General features: G+C 36.6%; 2 protein-coding genes. Both read right to left on the bottom strand.

The features are described 5' to 3' along the window. On the bottom strand, nucleotides 1-318 hold a 318-nt coding region (locus tag AC1DSB_RS19630; protein WP_477587457.1), incomplete at its 3' end, for an S-layer homology domain-containing protein. 313 nt (nucleotides 319-631) lie between these two features. Then, nucleotides 632-1,210: O-antigen ligase family protein (locus AC1DSB_RS19625; protein ID WP_477587456.1), on the bottom strand; the 579-nt coding region annotated here is incomplete at its 5' end.

Genomic DNA, 1,210 nt, shown 5'->3' with positions numbered 1-1,210 from the left:
GTTTACAGCCCATTGAAGATCCTTAGGTACGTCAGTGAAACCAGCGTCAGTATATTTCCCATCTTTTGTTGCTCCAAGTGCTTTAGCAATCATTACTGCAGCATCTTGACGTTTGATGTTATCGTCAGTACCGAATTTACCGTTAGGGTAACCTTGAGAGATTCCTTTGTCAGCAAGGTAAGATACCGCTTCTTTGTAGCGATCTGAAACGTCCGAAAATGATGCAGCCGAAGCTAATGGTGCGATTGCAGATGCAACAAGTGTTGCTGTCGCTGCTGTTGCAACGAACTTTTTGTACGACTTTGGTTGATAAGCCATGTTAAGTATTCCTCCTGTTTTGTGTATAGTCTGTGGTTTAATAACGGACAAGCCGCTACAAAATATTTCACAGTTTAAATTGTACCAAGATTTGCAATTTCACGCCAGTTTTTTCTATTTACCTAGTAAATATATATCTTCCGCGCAAGAAGAAAGGTTTATAGAAATGGCAGTAAAAGGACAAAGTTTTACAATTAAACTCCTATTTATTCTAACAGATTACATTTACATTTCAACTATTTTATAAAGATTACGTCAAATTAACTGTCGTTTTTTAGGAAATTTCAGATTTTTCTAGTCTAACAGCCTATTTTTATAGGTCTATTAGCTTCTCTCTGACATTTAACATCGCTAAAATGGATGCGATATAGATAGAAACTGCTGGAGCAGTCAGTACATGGCCTGCTGTATATGCAATCCCCACTGCCAATAAGAAGGCCACCCCGTATAAAATATATAGATACGTAAAGTGTGTTTTAATATTTCGTACAAAATGTAGTAAAAACTTCCCTGTATACCAGAAGAATGGAGCCATTAAATAAAAGAAGCCAATCCATCCAAATGAATAGAACAAATCATGGAAGTCCATTTCAATCATTTTCAAGTCTTTTCCTGGTTCAGGTTCTTCATAGTTTCCTGCAAAGCCCATACCGAACAACTTTTGTGTGATTGGTGAAGAATTAAAATCTGCATTGAATTCTTTTTCATACTTTTCTCGTGAACTGAAAATCAAGTTTTGAAGTTGTTCATTTGTTATTTCGGGATCGTCTTCGATAATTTCTTCCCCGTTGGCATCCAGTTCTGGTTCTTTATCCGAATCTCCAAAATTAATATTCAAGATGTCCAAATGAGCGTACATATTTCCGAAAACAGGTGTAAATGGTGTTGCAGC

The sequence above is a fragment of the Paenisporosarcina sp. P4_E4_2 genome, from assembly GCF_056401595.1.
Note: the sequence above shows the minus strand (reverse complement) of the source record. Positions and strands in the feature narration are given on the sequence as shown.